Source organism: Micrococcus sp. M4NT (assembly GCF_033790745.1).
Lineage (GTDB): Bacteria > Actinomycetota > Actinomycetes > Actinomycetales > Micrococcaceae > Micrococcus.
In genome coordinates, this window is the sequence record NZ_JAMYEH010000001.1 from 115,902 (window position 1) to 132,679 (window position 16,778).

Below are 16,778 nucleotides of genomic sequence, written 5' to 3' on the forward strand. Positions count from 1 at the left end.
GGGGGAGGGGCTCAGCGGTCGGCGTCGGAGCGGCGGTCGGCGGCGATCGTGGCCGGGATCCGGCCCCCCAAGCGGGTCCAGTGGCCGACGAGCTCGTCCTTCGGCTCCGCCTGGAGGGTCTCCCGCGCCTCCTCCTCGGCCTTCTCGATCCGCTTGGCGAGCTTCCGGTGGGCGCCCTCGTAGACCGCCTCGTGGCGGCTCTTCTTCACGGAGTCCTCTTCCGTGCGGCGCTGCACCGGCTCGAGCTGCTCGGCGATCGCGTCCTGGTTGCGCTGCTGGAACGTCAGCTTCGACGGGGCCAGGGCGCGCTCCACGAAGCCGTGGTCCAGGAGGATGCCGCGGGGGGCGGCCACGCCGTGGCGCAGCGCCAGGTCCACGAAGTCCTCCTGGTCCAGGACCATGGCGGCCTTCGTGAAGGGCAGGTCGTCGACGGGCCGGCCGTCCACGCGGGCGCGGGCCCGGGCGCGGCCCAGGGTGACGTCGGCGGACCACACGGCGCCGCGGGGGTCGATCAGGTAGAGCATGGGGTCTCCTCGTCGGGGCGGAGCGGGGCGGTCAGGCCGGGGGCTCGATGGGGGATCGGCGGGGCGGACGGTCAGCGGAAGTTGACGAACTGCAGGTCGGCGTCCGCGAAGTCCTTGAGCATCGCGATGACGGCCTGCAGGTCGTCGCGCGACTTGGAGGACACGCGCAGCTCGTCGCCCTGGATCTGGGCCTTGACCGCCTTGGGGCCCTCGTCCCGGATCAGCTTGGTGATCTTCTTCGCGGTGGCCTGGTCGATGCCCTCCTTGATGGAGGCCTCGATCCGGTACTCCTTGCCGGAGGCGAACGGGTCCCCGGCGTCGAGGGACTTCAGGGAGATGCCGCGCTTGACGAGCTTGGACTCGAAGACGTCCTTGACGGCCTTCACGCGCTCCTCGGAGTTCGCCTTCATGAGGATCTTCTCGCCGGAGAAGTCGATCTCCGCGCCGACGCCCTTGAAGTCGTAGCGCTGGACGATCTCCTTCTGCGCCTGGTTCAGGGCGTTGGACACCTCCTGGCTGTCCACCTTGCTGACCACATCGAACGTGGAATCACCGGCCATCGCTGTCTCCTCCTGCTGCTCGCGTACGGCTGTCCGTGCCTCGGGGCAGGTCGCGCGAGGCGCCCGGCGCGCCCCGGGGCGCCTGCGGGCCAGCCTACCGGGGTCCGACGACGCCGCGCCCCGGCCCGATTGGGCGTCTCCTGCGCCCATGCGGTACAGTCGTCTCTCGCCTGAACGGTGCGGTGCCTCGAATGAGGCGAGCGCGTCCGTCCAGTCGCCCGGCAGATTACCCGAGCGGCCAAAGGGGGCTGACTGTAAATCAGCTGGCACTGCCTTCGGGGGTTCGAATCCCTCATCTGCCACGGGACATGAGAAGACCCCGGGACCGAGTCGTCGGTCCCGGGGTCTTCTCATGTCCGGCGCTGGGTGGCGGAGAGGGCTGGGGAGGACGTAGCCTGCACGTGATCCGCATCACATGCAGAGGAGTCCCAGCGTGACGCAGCCCACCGATCCCGCCCGCCCGGAGGAGACGGCGTCCACGCGGGGTCCGGACGACGTGCCGCTCCTGGAGCAGACCCTCGCCCAGAACCTGGACGAGACCGCCGCTCGCCTGCCGGACGCACCCGCCGTCGTCGAGTGCGGACCCGGCGGCGACCCGCACACCGGCCGCTCCTGGACCTTCGCGGAGCTGGCGGAGCACTCCCGCGCCGTGGCCAAGGCGCTGATCGCCGCCGGCTACGGCCACGGCGACCGCATCGGCATGTGGAGCCCCAACGTGGCGGAGTGGACGTCCCTGCTCTACGGCGCCGCGCGCGCCGGGGTCATCCTGGTCAACCTCAACCCGGCGTACCGCAGCCACGAGCTCACCTACGTGGTGGAGCAGTGCGCGATGCGTGGCCTCGTGGTGGCCTGCCCGGATGCCCGCATGGACCCGCCGGCGATCGCGCGGCAGGTGGCCCGTGAGGGAGCCCCCGCGCTGGAGCAGCTCATCATGCTGCCCGCCGGCGCCCCGGGTGATGAGCCCTTCGCGCACGCCCGCCCGGGGGAGGTGGCCGGCCGCGCCGCCGCCGCGGCCGAGGAGGCCACGTGGGAGGCGTTCCTGGCACGGGCCGCGGAGGTCTCGGACGAGCAGCTCGCCGAGCGCGAGGCCGCCACCGGAGCCGAGGACCCCGTGAACCTGCAGTACACCTCGGGCACCACCGGCTTCCCCAAGGGCGTCACGCTGACCCACCGCAACATCCTCAACAACGGGTTCCACATCGGCGAGCTGCTGGGCTACTCCGAGGCGGACACCCTCGTGATCCCGGTGCCCTTCTTCCACTGCTTCGGCATGGTCATCGGCGTGATCGCGGCCGTCTCCCACGGCACCGTGAGCGTCATCCCGGGCCGGGCGTTCCATCCGCTCGACTCCCTCACAGCGGCGGCCGCCACGCGCGCCACGAGCCTCTACGGCGTGCCCGCCATGTTCATCGCGATGCTGGCCCGCCCCGAGGCGGCCTCCCTGGACCTGAGCACCCTGCGCACCGGCGTCATGGCCGGGTCCCCGTGCCCCGTGGAGGTCATGCGACGCGTGATCGACGAGCTGCACATGTCCGAGGTCGCCATCTGCTACGGCATGACCGAGACCGCCCCCGTCTCCACCATGACCCGCCGCGACGACACCCTCGAGGCGCGCACCCAGACCGTCGGCCGCTCGATGCCGCACGTGGAGACCAAGGTCGTCGACCCCGTCACCGGGCAGACCCTGGCCCGCGGCGCCACCGGAGAGCTGTGCACCCGCGGCTACTCGGTGATGCTCGGCTACTGGAACGCCGAGCAGAAGACCGCGGAGGTCCTCGACGAGGACGGCTGGATGCACTCGGGCGACCTCGCCTCGATGGACGCGGACGGGTTCGTCCGCATCGAGGGACGCATCAAGGACCTCGTGATCCGCGGCGGCGAGAACATCTCTCCGCGCGAGGTGGAGGAGTTCCTCTACGCCCACCCGGACGTCCAGGACGTGCAGGTGGTCGGCGTGCCGGACGAGCGGTACGGCGAGCAGCTCATGGCCTGCCTGATCATGCGCGAGGGTGCCGAGCCGCTCACCGTCGAAGCGGTCCGCGAGTTCGCCACCGGGAGGATCGCCCACTTCAAGATCCCCGCCTACGTGCGCATCATGGACGCGTTCCCCATGACCGTCTCCGGCAAGGTCCGCAAGGTGGAGCTGCGCGAGGAGGGCGCCGCGGTGATCGGCGCGGCGGGGGCCTGAGGCCCCGGCTCAGGCGGCGGGGAGGGGTCGGACGTCCCACACGGTGCACAGCGCATCCGGGGCGGCCTCGGTGACGGCCTGCCGGTAGAGGTCCCTCCAGGCGGAGCCGGAGTGCCCGCCCTCGCCGCGCAGCCGCCACCGGCCGTGCAGCAGCACGGCGTCGATGAAGTCCGACGGGTCCCGGGCGGCGTCCCCCTCCGCGGCGTCCTCCGCGTCGGGGCGGCGCAGGTCGGACGCCGGCGCCACGGCGTAGAGGCTCGTCTCGTCGTGGTCGAGCACGAGACCGCAGTCGTCCTCGAACGCGGTGATCCAGGACATCGAGTCCCGCAGCGCGGCCTCCGCGTCCGGTTCCGCCGAGACGATCAGCACCGAGGCGCGCACGCCTGGGCGCAGCGGGCCGGGCCGGCCGGGGCCGTGGGGCTCGTGCCGGGCTCGCCCGTGCGTGCGGCGGCTGTCCTCGAAAGCGGTGGTCATGGTCGGCTCCCTCCGTCGGGGGCCGGCCTCGGCCCCGCCTCGAGCGCACCGGTCGGCGCGCTCCAGGCCGACGCTAGGAGGCCCGTTCGGAGCGGCGGTCGCACCGTGGCTGTTCAGGGGACGACGCGCGGGGCCGCAGCCGCCTGTGCAGGAGCCGACGCAGCGGGGGTCAGTACCGCCGGTGGTCCGCCGGGGCGAGCTTGGGCCCGAAGGCCTGCTTGCGCTCGCCGCTGAGCGAGATGAGCCGCACCACCCGGTGCCGATGCCCGGCCCACGGGGCGAGCAGGCGCAGCATGCCGGCGTCGTCCGTGCGCCGTCCCGTGAGGACCTGGCCCACGAACTGGGCGAGGTGGAAGTCCCCCACCGAGACCAGGTCGGCCGCGCCGTGGCTGCGCTGCAGCGCCTCGGCGGTGCTCCACGGGCCGATCCCAGGAATCGATTCCAGGCGTCGGGCCAGTCGTGCCAGGCCTGCGGTGTCGCCGGGGGAGACGTCGCGCCCGAGCCGGTCGATCGTCTCGGCGCGCCGGGCGACCTCCAGCACCGTCCTCGACTGCGAGGGCTGCACCCACGCCCGCGCGTGCCAGTCCCACGAGGGGATCCGCAGCACGGCCTCCGCGGTGGGCGGCAGCAGCATGCCCGCGGGAGCGGGGCCCGGGGCGGGCTCGGCGTCGTGGGCGGCGGCCAGCCGCACGAGGGTGCGCCAGCCGTGGCGTGCCTGGTCGTGCGTGACCTTCTGCTCCAGCACCACGGTCATCAGCTGGGTGGCGAGCGCGCCCGCGGCGGGCAGCCGCAGCCCGGGCCGGAGGCGGCGGACGCGCCACACGTGCGCCGGAAGCGGCGGGCCCACCCCCGGCGGGTCCGCCGACGGATCGGCCACGGCGTCGAACTGCGGCCAGCCCGCGTCCGCCAGCCCCAGCAGGGCCTCTGCGTTCCCGACCGCGGCGCGGGCCCCCGGGCCCCACGCGCGGGCGGTGATGCTCCAGCCCCCGGCCCCGTCCGGGGCGCGCACCGCGGGAGAGACCAGGAGGGTGGCCGGCCCGGCACCCGCGTGGACGTCATCGGGCCCGGCCGGCTCGCGGCGCGTGAGCCACACGCCCTGGGGGGTGGCACGGACGGTCGGGTCGGCGGCCCCGCGCTGCAGGGGCCGCAGGGTGAGGGCCACGTCGACGGGCGTGGACACCCGGAGGTGGCGCACGGCGTCCGGGGCGGTCATGCCGTGCACCGTACACCGCACGTTGCCCCGCGTGTCCTCGACGCCCCTGACGGCGTCCGGCCCCTGGCGTAGCGTGGAGCACGTGACTGAGCAGACCTCCCCCGTCCCGGGCGCCGCCGCGTCCTCCGCCACCCCCGTGCCCACGCCCGAGCGAGGCGGCATGCGCTATGCCGAGACCGTCCTGGAGCTGATCGGGCGCACCCCGCTCGTGAAGCTCAACGCGGTGACCGAGGGCGTCGCCGCCACGGTGCTCGTGAAGGTGGAGTACCTGAACCCGGGCGGCTCCGTGAAGGACCGCATCGCCCTCAGGATGATCGAGGAGGCGGAGAAGGACGGCCGGATCCTCCCCGGCGGCACCGTGGTGGAGCCCACCTCCGGCAACACCGGCGTGGGCCTCGCCCTCGTGGCCCAGCAGAAGGGCTACCGCACCGTGTTCGTCACGCCGGACAAGGTCGGCCAGGAGAAGCGGGACGTGCTCTCCGCGTACGGCGCGGAGCTCGTCGTCGTGCCCTCCTCGGTCGCCCCGGACTCGCCGGAGTCGTACTACGGCGTGGCCGACCGCCTCGAGCGGGAGATCCCGGGCGCGTTCCAGCCGAACCAGTTCTTCAACCCGGCCGCGCCGGCCTCGCACTACGAGACCACGGGGCCGGAGATCTGGGAGGACACCGCCGGCCGCGTCACCCACGTCGTGATGGGCGCGGGCACGGGCGGCACCATCACCGGCACGGGCCGCTTCCTCAAGGAGGTCTCCGCGGACCGCGCGTCGGGCCCCGTCCGCGTGATCGGCGCGGACCCGGAGGGCTCCGTCTACTCCGGCGGCACGGGGCGCCCGTACTTCGTCGAGGGCGTCGGCGAGGACATCTGGGTGGACAACTACGACCGCTCGGTGCCGGACGAGGTCATCGCCGTCTCGGACGAGGAGGCCTTCGCCATGACCCGGCGGCTCGCCGCCGAGGAGGGCCTGCTCGTGGGCGGCTCCTCCGGCCTCGCCGTGGCCGCCGGCCTGCGGGCCGCGCGCGAGCTCGGTCCGGACGACGTCATGGTGATCGTGCTGCCGGACTCCGGCCGCGGCTACCTCGCCAAGATCTTCAACGACGCGTGGATGGACGAGCGCGGCTTCGCCCGCGACGGCCAGGACACCGTGCTGCCCGGGTGGGCCCGCGGCCGGACCCGCTCCGCCGTCCCGCACGCCGCGCAGGCCACGACGACGGCGCCCCGCGGCGGGCGCTGGGACGCCACCGTGGGCGCGCTGCTGGAGGACAAGGAGGACCTGTTCCCCGGCTCGGTGCCCACGATCGTGACCGCGGCGCCGACCACGTCGGTCTCGGACGCGGTGGACACCATGACGCGCTACGGCGTGGACGCGCTGCCCGTCGTCGCCGAGCCCCGCCACGACCTGCGGATCGGGGAGGTGCGCGGCACCGTGTCCGCCCACGATCTCGCGGCGCGCCTCGCGGACGGCCGGGTCAGCCCGGACTCCGAGGTCGCGGACGCCATGGGCGCCGCCCTGCCGCTCATCGGCGCGGCCACCGGCCTGCGCGAGGCGGCGCGCCGCCTGCTGGAGGACCCCACCCTGCTCGTCGCCCGCGGCGGGACCGTGGTGGGCGTGCTGACCTTGCACGACGTGCTCGCCTACGCCACCGCCTGATCCCACCGACCCGGCCGATCGACCCGACGCCGCCCCGACGCGAGAGGACGCACCCATGACCACCGAGGACCCCACGCAGAGCTTCACCGGCGAGACCGCCCCGGAGCACGACTCCACGCCGGACACCCGTCCGCGCGGCGCCGGCTTCGGCACCCGCGCCGTGCACGCCGGACAGGAGTTGGACGAGGTGTTCGGCGCCGTCGTGCCGCCCGTGCACCTGTCCACCACCTACGCGCCGACCGCCATCGGCGAGCTGCGCCGCGGCTACGACTACGGGCGGGGCACCAACCCGACGCGCGATGCCCTGCAGACCCAGCTGGCCGCGCTCGAGGCCGGCGTGGGGGAGGACGGCACCCCGAACGCCACCGCCCTGACCTTCGCCTCCGGGCTCGCCGCCGAGACCGCGCTCATCATGGGCGCCGCCGAGCCGGGCGTGACCGTCGTGCTGGGCAACGACGTCTACGGCGGCTCCTACCGCCTCATCTCCACGGTGCTGGCCAAGTGGGGCGTGCGCCACGCCGTGGTGGACATGGCCGACGTCGCCGCCGTGGGCGCAGCCGTCGAGCAGGCGAAGGCTGAGGGCCCCGTGATCGTGTGGCTCGAGACCCCCTCGAACCCGATGATGAAGGTCTCCGACGTCGCCGCGATCGCCGAGGCGGCCCATGCCGGGGGCGCGCTGCTCGTCGTCGACAACACGTTCGCCACGCCCTACCTCCAGACCCCGCTCGCGCTCGGCGCGGACGTGGTGGTGCACTCCACCACCAAGTACATCGGCGGGCACTCGGACGTCGTGGGCGGAGCCGTGGTCATCAAGGACCCGGAGATCGCCGAGGCCGTGAAGTTCCAGCAGTTCGCGGCCGGCGCCGTGAACGGCCCGTTCGACGCCTACCTGACCACCCGCGGGCTCAAGACCCTCGGTGTGCGCATGGACCGCCACCAGGCCAACGCGCAGGCCGTGGCCGAGTGGCTCCTCGAGCAGCCGGCCGTGTCCCACGTGCTCTACCCGGGCCTGCCGGACCACCCGGGCCACGAGCTCGCCCAGCGCCAGATGCGGGGCTTCGGCGGCATGGTCTCCGTGCGCTTCCATGGGGGCGCGGCGGCCGCCAGGAAGGTGGCCGAGTCCACGCGCCTCTTCCAGCTGGCCGAGTCCCTCGGCGGCATCGAGTCGCTGATGAACTACCCGGCCGAGATGACCCACGCCTCCGTGGCCGGCACCGAGCTCGCCGTCCCGGACGACCTCGTCCGCCTCTCCGTGGGCATCGAGGACGCCGCGGACCTCATCGCGGACCTCGAGCAGGCCCTCGCCGGCCTCCAGGCCTGAGCGCACGCGTCCCGCGCCGTCCACGACGCCGGCCGGACCCCTTGCCGGGTCCGGCCGGCGTCGTAGTGTGGGTCACATGAGCATCATCGCCTTTACGAACGCCCATGTCGTCCCCGTCGAGTCCGAGCCCTTCGACGGCGTCCTCCTCGTGGAGGACGGGAGGATCACCGCGCTGGGAGCCGACGTCGAGGTGCCCGCGGGCGCCGACGTCGTGGACTGCGAGGGGAGGTGGCTGCTGCCCGGCTTCGTGGACGCCCACGTGCACCTGGGCATGCACGCGGAGGGCGAGGTGGGCGCGACCGCGGACGTCAACGAGATGACCGATCCCGTGATGGCGGGCGTGCGCGCGATCGACGCGGTGGACCCCAACGAGCCGGGCTTCCGGGACGCGCTCGCGGGCGGCGTCACCACGGTGAACGTGAACCCGGGCTCCGGCAACCCGATCGGCGGGCAGGCCGTGGCCCTGCACACCCACGGCCGCACCGTGGACGAGATGGTGCTGCGCAGCCCCTCGGGCGTGAAGTCCGCGCTGGGGGAGAACCCCAAGAACGTGTACAAGGAGAAGGGCCGCACGCCGTCCACGCGTCTCGGCACGGCGCTCGTCATCCGCGAGGCGTTCCTGAAGGCGCAGGGCTACATGGCCCGCCGCGCGGAGGCGGAGGCCGAGGGAAAGCCGTTCACCGCGGACCCGCACATGGAGGCCCTCGCCCTCGTGCTGGAGCGGAAGATCCCGTGGCGCCAGCACTGCCACCGCACGGACGACATCGCCACCGCCCTGCGCATCGCCGACGAGTTCGGCTACGAGCTCGTGCTGGACCACGGCACCGAGGCCCACCCGATCGCCGACCTGCTCGCGGAGCGGGGCGTGCCGGTGCTCATCGGCCCGCTGTTCACCACGAAGTCCAAGCCGGAGCTGCGCGGCCGCTCGATGCGCAACCCGGGGCGCCTGGCGCGCGCGGGCGTGGAGATCAGCATCATCACGGATCACCCCGTCATCCCGATCGACTTCCTCGTCTACCAGGCGGCGCTGTCCGTCAAGGAGGGCCTGGACCCGGAGACCGCGCTGCGGGCCATCACGCTGAACCCCGCGAAGGTGCTGGGCCTCGCGGACCGCATCGGCTCGCTCGCCCCGGGCAAGGACGCCGACCTCGTGCTGTGGAGCGGGGACCCGCTGGACGTCATGCAGCGCGCCCTGCGGGTCTGGATCGGCGGGCGCCCGGTCATGGAGTACGACACCGCGGCGGCACGCCCCGTCGTCGCGCCCACGCGGCCCGTGGAGGACTGAGCGCGGACGGCGCTCAGCGCCGCACGCGCGAGCGCACGGGCGGCAGCCACACGAGCGCGGTGCCGATGATCAGCAGTACCGCGAGCGCGATCAGGAGCGCGTTGCCGCGCAGGAACGAGGGGACGGCGACCACCAGGGTGAGGAACGTGAGGGAGGAGATCGCCCCGCGGCGGCGGCGCAGCAGCCCGATCCAGCCCCATAGGGCCGCCAGCGCGAGGATCCCGGCGAGCCCGCCCAGCATGTACTGGCCCGTGGCGCCGCCGAGCGGTCCCACGGACTCGATCCCCGTCAGCGGGTCGGTCACCGGACCGCCCTCACGCTCCGCCTGTGCGCCCCTCCAGAGCAGCGCGGCGGACAGGACCGCGAGGAGGACGGCGACGGCGATCCACCAGATCCGCGCCAGGCGCAGGAGCGGGTGCACGAGACCGGCCTCGGCGGCGTCGCGCTCGTCCAGCGCGCGGACCCGGGCCGCGCGACGGTCCGCGAGCCGTTCCTCGTCCTCGCGCCGCAGGCGGGCGCGCTCCTCGCGCAGTCGCGCGTCGTCCGCGCGCTGCCGCTCCTGGAAGGCCCGGGTGGCACGGCCGGCGGCACGTGCGAGACGGTGGTCACTGCTGTTGTCTGCCACACTCCGAGCCTAGCGTCGCCGCGGACGGTGCTGCACGGCACACCGTCGGGTCTCGCCCGAGCGGACGCGGGGGCGTACAGTGGTGGGGACCGGTATCCGGACTTACCCCCCCTGAGTGAATGAGCGTGGACGCGTGTGCCACGCCGGTGTTGCAGATGTCGTGCAGATGTGTGTGAGGACCACGAACGTCGTGGTCCCGGGGGCTCGCCGGGTGAACGGTTTTCCCATTCCCCCAGCAGACCCGCACCCTCGACGACGACCCGCGACCGTCGCCGCTGAGTGCCGCCTGCGCATCCCCTCAGGAGGACACCCATGTCGATCCATGACACCCCCCAGGCCGCCGAGAACCAGGATCCGATCGTGTCGGACGAGGCCCTCGCCGCCCCGCCGTCGGACGAGACTCCCGAGTCCCTGGCCGCCGACGCCCCCGAGGCCTCGCCGGAGGCCGACCTCGCCTCCGAGCAGGACGACACCGGCTCGGTCGAAGCCGAGCAGGACGAGCCGGCCGGCCCCACCTTCCTCGACCTGGGCCTGGACGCACGCGTCCTCGCCGCGATCGAGGACCTGGGCTACACCGCGCCCTCGCCCATCCAGGAGGCGACCATCCCGCTGCTGCTCGAGGGCCGCGACGTCGTGGGCCTCGCCCAGACGGGCACCGGCAAGACCGGCGCGTTCGCGCTGCCGGCGCTCTCCCGCCTGGCGGAGGCCTCGGACGTCAACGGGCGCGCCGACGCCCCGCAGATCCTCGCCCTGGCCCCCACGCGCGAGCTGGCGCTCCAGCTCGCCGAGGCCTTCGACGCGTACGCGAAGCATCTCGGCGACGTGTCCGTGCTGGCCGTCTACGGCGGCTCGCCCTACGGCCCCCAGCTCTCGGCGCTGCGCCGCGGCGCCCAGGTCGTCGTCGGCACCCCCGGCCGCGTGATCGACCACATCGAGCGCGGCTCCCTGGACCTGTCCCAGCTGCAGACCCTTGTGCTGGACGAGGCGGACGAGATGCTGCGCATGGGCTTCGCCGAGGAGGTGGACCGCATCCTCGCCTCCACCCCCGCGTCGAAGCAGACCGCGCTGTTCTCGGCCACCATGCCGCCGGCCATCCGCCGCATCTCCGCGCAGTACCTGAACTCCCCGGAGGAGGTGGCCGTGTCCCGTCAGTCCACGACGTCCGCCACCATCCGCCAGCGCTACCTGCAGGTGGGCCACCAGTACAAGCTCGAGGCCATGACCCGCATCCTCGAGACCGAGGACCACGACGGCGTCATCGCCTTCGTCCGCACCCGCGCCGCCACCGAGGAGCTGACCCAGCGCCTCACCCGCGCCGGCTTCAAGGCCGTGGCCATCTCCGGTGACATCGCGCAGAAGCAGCGCGAGAAGACCGTGGAGGACCTCAAGGCCGGCCGCGTGGACATCCTCGTGGCCACCGACGTCGCCGCCCGCGGCCTGGACGTGGAGCGCATCTCCCACGTGGTGAACTACGACATCCCGCAGGACGCGGAGTCCTACGTGCACCGCATCGGCCGTACCGGCCGCGCGGGCCGCACGGGCGACGCCATCCTCTTCATGACTCCCCGCGAGCGCTACCTGCTGAAGCAGATCGAGCGCACCACGCGCCAGGAGGTCGAGGAGATGGCCGTGCCGTCCGTGGCGAAGGTCAACGCCGCCCGCCTCAAGCGCTTCTCCGACACCATCACCAAGACGCTTGAGCGCGCCGGCGACCAGGAGCTCGAGACCTTCGCCGGCCTCGTCGACGAGTACGTGGAGCAGCACGAGATCGAGCCGTCCCGCGTGGGCGCGGCCCTCGCCATGATGGCGCAGGGCGGCCGCCCGCTGCTCTCCACCGAGCAGGACATCCCCACCCACACGGGCCGTGCGCGCACCGAGCGCGAGGGCCGTGGGGGCCAGGACCGTCCCGAGCGCAGCGGCAGCGCGGACGGGCGCGGCTCCCGTGGCCCGGCCCGCGAGCCCGCGGCCGGCAACGCCACGTACTGGATCGGCGTGGGCCACACGGACCGCGTGAAGCCCGGCAACATCGTGGGCGCCCTCGCCAACGAGGTGGGCCTGCCCGCCTCCCAGATCGGCGCGATCGACCTGCGCGGAAACCACTCGCTCGTCGAGCTGCCCGCCGACCTCACCCCGGCCCAGCTCGAGGCCGCCGGGCGCGCTGAGATCAACGGGCGCCGGCTCAACATGCGCAAGGACACCGGGCGCCCGACGCGCGGGGAGCGCGACGGCGATGACCGTGGCGAGCGCGGCGGCCGGGGCGGGTTCCGCAAGGACCGTGACGACCGCGGCCACGGCGGCGGGTTCCGGAAGGACCGTGACGACCGCGGCCACGGCGGCGGGTTCCGCAAGGACCGTGACGACCGCGGCCACGGCGGCGGGTTCCGCAAGGACCGTGACGACCGCGGCGGCTTCGGCGGCCGTGAGGAGCGCACCGGCGGCTTCAGGAAGGACCGCGAGGACCGCGGCGGGTTCCGCTCGGACCGCGGCCCCTCGGCCGGCCCGAAGAAGCCCCGCTGGGGCGCCCAGGAGCGTCGCGACGGCGGCCCGCGCCGCTGATGCCGGGGCGGCGCCGGGCCCCGTCTCGGCGCCGCCCACCTGCGAGTTGGAACTCTGCGCGAACACCTGGTAGGGTTTCACCTCGTTGCCCCGATAGCTCAGTGGTAGAGCGCCATCTTGGTAAGATGGAGGTCCCGGGATCGATTCCCGGTCGGGGCTCTGACATGAGAGCCCGTTCTCTCGGCATGCGCCGCGAGCGCGGGCGCTCTCATGTCGTGGCGGTGTAGCTCAGCTGGTTAGAGCGCACGACTCATAATCGTGAGGTCGGGGGATCGAGTCCCCCCGCCGCTACGAACACGAAGGACCCGGCCTCCACGGAGGCCGGGTCCTTCTGCGTCGGCACCCCCGCGCGGGGTGCCGACGCCCCTCAGCGCAGGCGGCCCCACCCCGCGCGGTCCAGGTCGGCCGCGAGCAGCGCCCGGAAGTCGTCGCCGGCATGCCCGCCCGTGGGGTACACGTTCAGCCGCGTCCGCAGGTAGGAGGAGCCCTCTCTGTATCGCCGCTCTCCTGCCGTCGCGGCGCTCAGGGCGGACCAGGTGGGCGGGATCGTCTCCCCGGCCACGTCCCCGCCGTTCACGTGCCAGGTCGCCTGGACGCGTCGGAAGGACGGGCTGGTGGAGTCCACCGAGGCAGGGGGGGGTTCCGCCGCCCACGATGGTCGCCCCCGCTCCGCGCCAGACCTCGAACTGGCGCTCGGCCATGAGGTGCATGGAGATGAACTCGGCGCCGCCGGAGTAGCCGATCATCCACTGGCGGGCGGCGGAGATGAACGGGAACCGACCCCTCAGGTGGGCGTTGAGCTGCCGGTGCCAGGCGCCGTTGCGTGGGCGGTTGCGCCACCACGTGTAGCCGTAGCCGGTCTCGTACGGGGCGGGGGTGACCACGGCCACGAGGACGCAGTTGCGACGGCTGGCCTCCGCGGCGATCCCGCGCATCTCGGTGTCGTCAGGCCGCAGCACGCGGGAGCGGTCGGCCGAGAAGTAGTCGCCGTCGAAGAACCACGCCAGGCCCACGGGCTTCTCGAGATCCAGGCCGTCCGCGTAGACGTGGTAGACGGAGGACGCGTCGCCCGCGGTGAAGGGCTGATGGAACCGGGTGGTGGGCGCCTCGGTCAGGGTCCGCAGCTGGGGGCCGTAGGCCCAGCCCCACGTCCCGGCGCAGCGGACCGACTGCCACTCGCCCGACATCACGCCGGTGGTCGCCACGACCGCCCCGCTGGGGATCACCCCGACGGTCGCGGCGGTGGAGCGCGGGCGTTCCCGCAGGATGGCGGCACTGGTCGCGTACACGCGGGCGGCGGCGTCGCCGGCCGGCACGAGATGGGTCCCGTAGGCCCAGCCGACCGTCCCCTGGTGGCTCACGAGGATCCACTCGCCCTCGCGCGGGCCGACCGCGGTGGCGATCGACCCGGCGGGGATGGTCCCGATGACGGTTCCGTAGGACCGGGGACGGGACTTCAGGGCGATCGGGCTCAGGGCGAGCAGCTGGGTGGTGGCGGCGGCCGGGACGGCAGCCGCGAGGCTGGCTCCGGCGGTGACGGTGCCGGCCGCGGCCAGGGTGAAGCCGCGGCGGGAGATCAGGGTGCGGGGGGCGTCGCCTCACGGCTCGCGGAGATCATGGTGACAGCCGGATGGAACCGAGACGTTCCGAATGTGCAGGGATCTCCCAGGTTTAACCGTGCCGTCACGAAATGATCACGAGGAGGTCACGATCCCGTCGCGGACCGGTAGCCTGACGGCATGTCCTCGCGCCCCCGTCAGAGCCCCTCGCGCGGCGGCGCGGCCCGTCCGGCCGCCCGGCCCGCAGGTCGCAGAGAGCCCGCCGGCTTCGTCTCCCCGTGGGAGCACGGCTCCTCCCTCTACCGCCGCATGGTGCTGACCGGCTCCGGCCTCTTCCTCGTGGGGATCGTGCTCTCCGTCGTCGGCTCCGCCACGCACCGGCTCCCGCTCTCCCAGGCCGCCCTCGTCGTGCTGGGCCTGGGCGTCCTGGTCCATCTGGCGGCCCAGATGGTCCGCTTCCGCGAGGCCGCGCGTCGCCAGGGCGGGCGTCCTCGCGGCTGAGGTCCGCACCGTCGCCGCCGATCCCGGCGCCGACGGCTCCGGCCGTCGGGTCGCCCTCCCCGGCTCTCGGACCGCCGCCGTGTCCGGCCCCGGCGGTAGGCTGGTGCGCAGTCCGGACCCCGTCTGATCAGGAGCCACGCGTGCCCGTGAACCCCAGCGTCGCCGGGCGGAGCTATCCGCCCGCGCCCCCCTTCCAGGTGGGCCGGGAGGCCGTCCGCGCCTTCGCCTCCGCCGTCCAGGCGCAGCACCCCGCCCATCACGACGTCGAGGCCGCCCGAGCCCTCGGCCATGCCGACCTCGTCGCCCCGCCGACGTTCGCCGTCGTGATCGCGCAGCGCGCCGAGGCCGCCGCCGTGAACGACCCGGAGGCGGGCATCGACTTCTCCCGCGTGCTGCACGCGGAGGAGCGCTTCACCCACCATCGCCCGCTCGTGGCCGGGGACGAGGTCACCGCCACGGTGAGGATCGCCTCCGTGAAGTCGCTCGGCGGCAACGACATGGTCACCACCGTCACCGAGATCGCCGACGCCGCCGGCGCCCCGGTCTCGACCGTGACCTCCACCCTGCTGATCCGCGGAGAGGAGGTCTGATGAGCGCGCAGCACATCGGCCCGCAGAACGCCCCGCGCCTGTCCGACCTCGCCAAGGGCGACGTCATCGGCTCCCGGACCGTCGCGCTCACGCGCGCCGACCTGGTGGCCTACGCGGGCGCCTCCGGCGACCACAACCCGATCCACTGGTCCGAGTCGTTCGCCACGGGGGTGGGACTGCCCGGTGTGATCGCCCACGGCATGCTCACCATGGGCGCCGCGGTGCAGCTCGTCACCGACTGGGCCGGGGATCCCGGGGCGGTGGTGGACTACCAGACGCGCTTCACGGGCATGGTGCCCGTCGCGGACACCACGGGCCGGGCCGACGACGACGGCGCGCCCCTGGCCGGCGCCCGCCTCGAGGTTACCGGCACGGTGGGCGTCGTGGACGAGGCCGCCGGCACCGTCCGGATCGACCTCACGGTGAACGACCCCGCCCTGGACAAGCCCCGCGTGCTGACCAAGGCCCAGGTGCTCGTCCGCCTGGCCGAGCCCGCAGCCCCGACCTCGAAGGAGACCGCGTGAGCGAGCGCCTGGCCGACCACACCACCACCCGCGTCGGCGGGCCGGCCCGCGCCTGGGTCACCGCCCGCACGGAGCAGGAGGCCGTGGAGGCCATCCGCGTGGCCGACGCCGCGGGGGAGCCCCTGTTCGTGCTCGGCGGGGGCTCCAACACCCTCATGGCGGACGCCGGCTTCCCGGGCACCGTGGTGCAGACGGCGTTCGAGGGCATCGAGGTGCTGGAGGACGCGCACCGCGCGGAGGGTGCGGGCGAGGCGGAGGGCGACGCCGTCGTCGTGCGCATCGGCGCCGGCCAGCCGTGGGACGCCGCCGTGGCGTGGACCGTGGAGCGGGGCCTGGCGGGCATCGAGGCGCTCTCGGGGATCCCGGGGTCCGCCGGCGCGACGCCGGTGCAGAACGTCGGCGCCTATGGCGCGGACGTGTCCCAGGTGCTGATCTCCCTGCGCGCGTGGGACCGGCAGGCTCCCGGCGGCGGGGCTGTCGTCGAGCTGTCCGCCGAGGAGCTGCGCTTCGGCTACCGAGACTCGATCATCAAGCGCTCGATGCTGGAGTCGGGGGAGCCGAGCCCGCGCTGGGTCGTCCTCTCGATCGACCTTCGGCTGCGTCGCGCGGCCGAGGGGGCCGCGCCGACGTCGCCGGTGCGGTACGCGCAGCTCGCGCGGGCGCTCGGCGTGGAGGAGGGCGCGCACGCCGCGCTCCGGACCGTGCGGGAGGAGGTGCTCGCCCTGCGCGCCTCGAAGGGCATGGTGTGGGACGTCGCGGACCAGGACTCGTGGTCCACGGGCTCGTACTTCACCAATCCGATCGTGCCGGCGGCCGTGCGCGCCTCTCTTCCCGAGGGTGCGCCCGCGTTCGCCGCGGGGACGGACGAGCAGGGAGGTGAGCTCGTGAAGCTCTCCGCGGCCTGGCTCATCGACCACGCGGGCTACGGCAAGGGCTTCGGCCTGCCGGACGTGGAGCCCCGCGAGGACGGGCCCGATGGCCGCGGTGAGGACGGGACGGGACTGGCCGGGGGCCGCGCGTCGCTGTCCACGAAGCACACGCTCGCCGTGACGAACCGCGGCGCGGCCAGCACCGAGGACATCCTCACCATCGCGCGCGAGGTCCGCGACGGCGTCCGCGCGCGCTTCGGCGTGGACCTGCACCACGAGCCGATGATCATCGGCACCTACCTCTGATCCACCCCACCACCACGCGAGACGAGTCGTCACTT

General features: G+C 73.9%; 15 protein-coding genes, 3 tRNA genes and 1 pseudogene. 12 read left to right on the plus strand and 7 right to left on the minus strand.

What is annotated here, in order from left to right:
- Positions 1 to 11: 11 nt before the first annotated feature.
- A complete protein-coding gene (locus NJC10_RS00565) occupies positions 12 to 524 on the minus strand; it encodes a hypothetical protein (RefSeq protein WP_319073949.1) in 513 nt (170 codons plus the stop codon).
- A gap of 71 nt (positions 525 to 595) precedes the next feature.
- Entirely contained in the window at positions 596 to 1,084 is a 489-nt protein-coding gene (locus NJC10_RS00570; protein ID WP_248116108.1) for a YajQ family cyclic di-GMP-binding protein, read from the minus strand.
- A 220-nt stretch (positions 1,085 to 1,304) separates the two neighbouring features.
- Between NJC10_RS00570 and NJC10_RS00575 the strand changes: the two genes are divergently transcribed.
- Positions 1,305 to 1,386, plus strand: a tRNA-Tyr gene (locus NJC10_RS00575).
- A gap of 113 nt (positions 1,387 to 1,499) precedes the next feature.
- Positions 1,500 to 3,272, plus strand: coding sequence for an AMP-binding protein (locus NJC10_RS00580; RefSeq protein ID WP_319073951.1), 1,773 nt, complete (start codon positions 1,500 to 1,502; stop codon positions 3,270 to 3,272).
- A gap of 9 nt (positions 3,273 to 3,281) precedes the next feature.
- On the opposite strand, the gene NJC10_RS00585 is transcribed toward NJC10_RS00580, so the two are convergent.
- Positions 3,282 to 3,746: a hypothetical protein gene (locus tag NJC10_RS00585; RefSeq protein ID WP_248116104.1), complete on the minus strand. Its 465-nt coding sequence runs from the start codon at positions 3,744 to 3,746 to the stop codon at positions 3,282 to 3,284.
- 169 nt (positions 3,747 to 3,915) lie between these two features.
- Positions 3,916 to 4,959, minus strand: a complete 1,044-nt coding sequence (locus NJC10_RS00590; RefSeq protein ID WP_319073954.1) for a 3-methyladenine DNA glycosylase — start codon at positions 4,957 to 4,959, stop codon at positions 3,916 to 3,918.
- Between the two features lie 160 nt (positions 4,960 to 5,119).
- On the opposite strand from NJC10_RS00590, the gene NJC10_RS00595 reads away from it, so the two are divergent.
- From NJC10_RS00595 to NJC10_RS00605, 3 genes are all read left to right on the plus strand, one after another.
- Positions 5,120 to 6,607 (plus strand): cystathionine beta-synthase, encoded by a 1,488-nt coding sequence (locus tag NJC10_RS00595; protein WP_248116170.1) that lies wholly within the window; start codon positions 5,120 to 5,122, stop codon positions 6,605 to 6,607.
- A gap of 55 nt (positions 6,608 to 6,662) precedes the next feature.
- On the plus strand, positions 6,663 to 7,928 hold the full coding sequence (locus NJC10_RS00600) for a cystathionine gamma-synthase (protein ID WP_319073956.1): 1,266 nt from the start codon (positions 6,663 to 6,665) through the stop codon (positions 7,926 to 7,928).
- A gap of 76 nt (positions 7,929 to 8,004) precedes the next feature.
- Positions 8,005 to 9,213, plus strand: a complete 1,209-nt coding sequence (locus tag NJC10_RS00605) for an amidohydrolase (RefSeq protein WP_319073958.1) — start codon at positions 8,005 to 8,007, stop codon at positions 9,211 to 9,213.
- Positions 9,214 to 9,226: 13 nt separating this feature from the next.
- Here the strand turns inward: NJC10_RS00605 and NJC10_RS00610 are convergent, their stop codons facing one another.
- Entirely contained in the window at positions 9,227 to 9,838 is a 612-nt protein-coding gene (locus NJC10_RS00610) for a hypothetical protein (protein ID WP_319073960.1), read from the minus strand.
- Positions 9,839 to 10,150: 312 nt separating this feature from the next.
- On the opposite strand from NJC10_RS00610, the gene NJC10_RS00615 reads away from it, so the two are divergent.
- The 3 genes from NJC10_RS00615 to NJC10_RS00625 all read left to right on the plus strand — a co-directional run bounded on the left by NJC10_RS00615 (position 10,151) and on the right by NJC10_RS00625 (position 12,685).
- Entirely contained in the window at positions 10,151 to 12,394 is a 2,244-nt protein-coding gene (locus tag NJC10_RS00615) for a DEAD/DEAH box helicase (protein WP_319073962.1), read from the plus strand.
- Between the two features lie 87 nt (positions 12,395 to 12,481).
- Positions 12,482 to 12,553: transfer RNA gene (locus tag NJC10_RS00620), tRNA-Thr, on the plus strand.
- A gap of 58 nt (positions 12,554 to 12,611) precedes the next feature.
- A tRNA-Met gene (locus NJC10_RS00625) sits at positions 12,612 to 12,685 on the plus strand.
- 76 nt (positions 12,686 to 12,761) lie between these two features.
- On the opposite strand, the gene NJC10_RS00630 is transcribed toward NJC10_RS00625, so the two are convergent.
- Both NJC10_RS00630 and NJC10_RS11210 read right to left on the minus strand, forming a co-directional pair.
- The gene (locus NJC10_RS00630) at positions 12,762 to 13,019 is read right to left on the minus strand and encodes a hypothetical protein (protein ID WP_319073964.1); all 258 of its coding nucleotides are present in this window, start codon (positions 13,017 to 13,019) and stop codon (positions 12,762 to 12,764) included.
- Positions 13,020 to 13,725: 706 nt separating this feature from the next.
- A pseudogene (locus NJC10_RS11210) lies at positions 13,726 to 13,974 on the minus strand (SH3 domain-containing protein); the annotation flags it as partial.
- Positions 13,975 to 14,133: 159 nt separating this feature from the next.
- On the opposite strand from NJC10_RS11210, the gene NJC10_RS00635 reads away from it, so the two are divergent.
- From NJC10_RS00635 to NJC10_RS00650, 4 genes are all read left to right on the plus strand, one after another.
- Positions 14,134 to 14,454, plus strand: a complete 321-nt coding sequence (locus tag NJC10_RS00635) for a hypothetical protein (protein ID WP_319073966.1) — start codon at positions 14,134 to 14,136, stop codon at positions 14,452 to 14,454.
- Positions 14,455 to 14,594: 140 nt separating this feature from the next.
- Positions 14,595 to 15,044 (plus strand): MaoC family dehydratase N-terminal domain-containing protein, encoded by a 450-nt coding sequence (locus NJC10_RS00640; protein ID WP_319073968.1) that lies wholly within the window; start codon positions 14,595 to 14,597, stop codon positions 15,042 to 15,044.
- Positions 15,044 to 15,568: a MaoC/PaaZ C-terminal domain-containing protein gene (locus NJC10_RS00645; protein WP_319073970.1), complete on the plus strand. Its 525-nt coding sequence runs from the start codon at positions 15,044 to 15,046 to the stop codon at positions 15,566 to 15,568. Before NJC10_RS00640 ends, NJC10_RS00645 begins: the two co-directional genes overlap by 1 nt.
- Complete coding sequence (locus NJC10_RS00650) at positions 15,565 to 16,743, plus strand: UDP-N-acetylmuramate dehydrogenase (protein ID WP_319073972.1); 1,179 nt, start codon at positions 15,565 to 15,567, stop codon at positions 16,741 to 16,743. Before NJC10_RS00645 ends, NJC10_RS00650 begins: the two co-directional genes overlap by 4 nt.
- Positions 16,744 to 16,778: the final 35 nt, after the last annotated feature.

Coding starts and splice junctions, on each gene's coding strand:
- NJC10_RS00605 (WP_319073958.1), top strand. CDS start 8,005: ATGAGCATCATCGCCTTTACGAACGCCCATGTCGTCCCCGTCGAGTCC.
- NJC10_RS00600 (WP_319073956.1), top strand. CDS start 6,663: ATGACCACCGAGGACCCCACGCAGAGCTTCACCGGCGAGACCGCCCCG.
- NJC10_RS00570 (WP_248116108.1), bottom strand. CDS start 1,084: ATGGCCGGTGATTCCACGTTCGATGTGGTCAGCAAGGTGGACAGCCAG.
- NJC10_RS00635 (WP_319073966.1), top strand. CDS start 14,134: ATGTCCTCGCGCCCCCGTCAGAGCCCCTCGCGCGGCGGCGCGGCCCGT.
- NJC10_RS00580 (WP_319073951.1), top strand. CDS start 1,500: ATGCAGAGGAGTCCCAGCGTGACGCAGCCCACCGATCCCGCCCGCCCG.
- NJC10_RS00595 (WP_248116170.1), top strand. CDS start 5,120: ATGCGCTATGCCGAGACCGTCCTGGAGCTGATCGGGCGCACCCCGCTC.
- NJC10_RS00585 (WP_248116104.1), bottom strand. CDS start 3,746: ATGACCACCGCTTTCGAGGACAGCCGCCGCACGCACGGGCGAGCCCGG.
- NJC10_RS00590 (WP_319073954.1), bottom strand. CDS start 4,959: ATGACCGCCCCGGACGCCGTGCGCCACCTCCGGGTGTCCACGCCCGTC.
- NJC10_RS00565 (WP_319073949.1), bottom strand. CDS start 524: ATGCTCTACCTGATCGACCCCCGCGGCGCCGTGTGGTCCGCCGACGTC.
- NJC10_RS00645 (WP_319073970.1), top strand. CDS start 15,044: ATGAGCGCGCAGCACATCGGCCCGCAGAACGCCCCGCGCCTGTCCGAC.
- NJC10_RS00615 (WP_319073962.1), top strand. CDS start 10,151: ATGTCGATCCATGACACCCCCCAGGCCGCCGAGAACCAGGATCCGATC.